Source organism: Geomonas sp., assembly GCF_056994735.1.
In genome coordinates, this window is sequence record NZ_JBXKJL010000354.1 from 1 (window position 1) to 2,867 (window position 2,867).

The 2,867-nt window shown below is 58.5% G+C and carries 2 protein-coding genes; both read right to left on the minus strand.

The genetic code is table 11. The features are described 5' to 3' along the window. Nucleotides 1–2,489 (minus strand): efflux RND transporter permease subunit (locus tag AC11W3_RS15405; RefSeq protein WP_484093297.1); only part of this gene is annotated, 2,489 nt, incomplete at its 3' end. A gap of 6 nt (nt 2,490–2,495) precedes the next feature. After that, nucleotides 2,496–2,867, minus strand: a 372-nt coding sequence (locus AC11W3_RS15410; RefSeq protein ID WP_484093298.1) for an efflux RND transporter periplasmic adaptor subunit, incomplete at its 5' end; no start/stop codon positions are given.

Consider the following 2,867-nt stretch of genomic DNA (forward strand, 5'->3'; position numbering starts at 1 on the left):
GGCGCGGCCGTGGCGTTGATCTGTGCCGAGCGGTACAGGTTGTAACGCATGGTGAATTCGGGGCCGATGATGTTGCGGGTGGATGTGAGCGCCGAGAGTGGCACCGTATGGCCATTGCTGTTTCGCACGTAGAATTGGCCGATGTTATCGATGTTGGTTCGATAATCACCTTCGGCCTGGAGGAACACCTGCCACTGGCGGCCGAATTTGTTAAAGTAGTTGATGAAGCCGCTCCCCATGAAGCATTGCAGGACTTTATACACGTCGCCGATGTTGACCCCCTGTTTCAGCACCTTGTCCCGGTCCACATCGACGAAGAGCTGCGGTACGGTGGGGGTGAAGGTGGTGGTAACCCGAGCGAGCTCTGGCCGCTTCCTGGAGGCCTCAAGGAACTTGTTCACATTATCGGAGAGGAAGGCGATGTCCTTGCCGGCCCGGTCTTCCAGAATGAAGGTGACCCCACCGGAGGTGCCGACCCCCATGATGGCAGGCGGCGGGAAGGCAAAACCGATTGCTCCGGGGATGCCGGCCATCTTCTTCGAAATCGACGCCTTGATCGCCTCGTACTTCTCTTCCGGTTTCTTCCGCTTGGACCATTCCTCCAGGGAGATGAAGAAGAAGGCGCTGTAGGTGTTCTGCACCTGGCTCAGCATGCTGTAGCCGTTGATTGTCGAGCAGTATTTGACCCCCGGTGTCTTCAGGATGATTTCTTCTGCCTGGCGGGCCACTTCGCCGGTCCGCTGCAGCGAGGCGGCATTGGGGAGTTGAATGCCGGCGAAGATAAACCCCTGGTCTTCGTCCGGGAGAAAGCCGGTAGGGAGCTTATTGCCCGCAAGCCCTGCAAGAACCGCCACTCCCACCAGTAAGATGAGACTGGTCTTGCTCTTCCGGATGGCAGCGCCGCATAGCCCCACATACCCATCGGTGGCACGGCCGAAGACCCGGTTAAACCAGTCATAGAACTTCTGGAGCGGACCCGAACCCTTCTTCTTGGGCTTCAGAAGCAGTGCACAGAGGGCCGGAGAGAGGGAGAGGGCGTTAAAGGCGGAGAAGATGACCGAGACAGCGATGGTCACGGCGAACTGCTGGTAGAGTTGTCCGGTAATTCCGGGGATGAAAGCCGTAGGGACAAAGACCGCCGCCAGGATGATGGCGATGGCGATAACAGGACCGGAGACCTCTTCCATGGCCTTGAATGCCGCATCCTTGGGGGAAAGACCTTTCTCGATATGGTGCTCCACCGCCTCCACCACGACGATGGCGTCATCGACGACCAGGCCGATGGCCAGTACCAGGCCGAAGAGGGAAAGGGTGTTGATGGAGAAGCCGAGCATGGGGAAGATGGCGAAGGTTCCCACAAGCGATACCGGTACCGCCAGAAGCGGGATGAGTGTCGCCCGCCACCCCTGGAGGAAGATGAAAACCACGAGGATGACGAGGATGAGGGCCTCGAAGAAGGTCTGCTTGATTTCCTTCATCCCCTCAGTAACTGCCAGTGTTGTGTCCAGCGCCACCGTGTAGTCAAGGTCAGGCGGAAAGCTCTTCTTCAGCTCTTCCATCAGTTTCTTGGTGCCGGCGGCGGCGTCGAGCGCGTTGGTGCCCGGCATCTGATAGAGGGCGATCAGGGCACACGGCTTGCCGTTCAAACGACCTTCAATGTTGTAAGTCTGGGCTCCTAGTTCAATGCGGGCCACGTCCTTGACGCGGACGATGGAGCCGTCCGGGTTGGCCCGAAGCACGATATTGCCGAACTCCTGCTCGCTCTGCAGCCGTCCCTGTGACCGAACGGAGTACGTGAACTCCTGGCCCTTCGGCACTGGCTGCGAGCCTACCTGGCCTGACGGGTTCACGGTGTTTTGTGCCTTGACTGCGTTCATAATCTCGGGGATGGTGATGTTGAGCTTGGCCAACTGGTCAGGATTGACCCAGAGCCGCATGGAATACTGGCCGGCGCCGAAGACCGTAACGCTGGCTATCCCCTTGATCCGGGTCATCTGGTCATTAATGTTTATATAGGAATAGTTGGCCAGGAAGATATTATCGTACGTGCCGTTTGGGGAATAGAGGGCAAACATGATCAGCGGCGACGATGTGGATTTCGCCACCGTCACCCCGAAGTCGACAACGTCCCGCGGGAGCTGCGATTCGGCCTGCCCTTCGCGCATCTGCGCGAGTATCTGGTCGGTGTTGGCGTCGGTCCCCAGCGCAAAGTAGTTATAGAGCGTCATCATGCCATTGTTGGTGTTGATGGAGTACATGTAGTCCAGGTTGTCGACGCCGGACATCTGCTGCTCGACGGGAGTCGCCACCGACTGCTCAACGGTAAGGGCGTCAGCGCCGGTGTAAGTGGCGTTGACCTGAATCGCAGGAGGTACAATGTTGGGGAACTGGGCGATGGGCAGCCTTGACATGGCGACGAGACCGAGGATGACCATGAGGATGGCGATCACCATTGCCACAATCGGGCGGTTAATAAAGAATTTGGACATAGCGGGTTACCTCTTCTCGGCTGGCTGGGCTCCCGGTTTTGTCTCGGGCTTGACTACGGGCGCCGGAGCAGCCGCCTTCTCTTCAGGCTTGCCTGGGGTCGTCGATGCGGCCTGGGCATTTGGAGAAAATGGTTTCGGTGTCACCAGCATCCCCGGCTTGACCTTCTGGGTCCCTTCCACTACCACTGTCTCACCCGGCTTCAGCCCCTCGGCAATGATCCATTCAGAGCCAATCCGCTCCGCCACATTGACTGGCCTGATGTCCACTTTGTTGTCGGCTCCCACCACCGCCACCAGGAATTTCCCCTGGATATCGGTTACGGCCCGCTGGGGAATCAGCAAAGCCCCCTTCTTGACCGACATGATCGCGCGCACCAG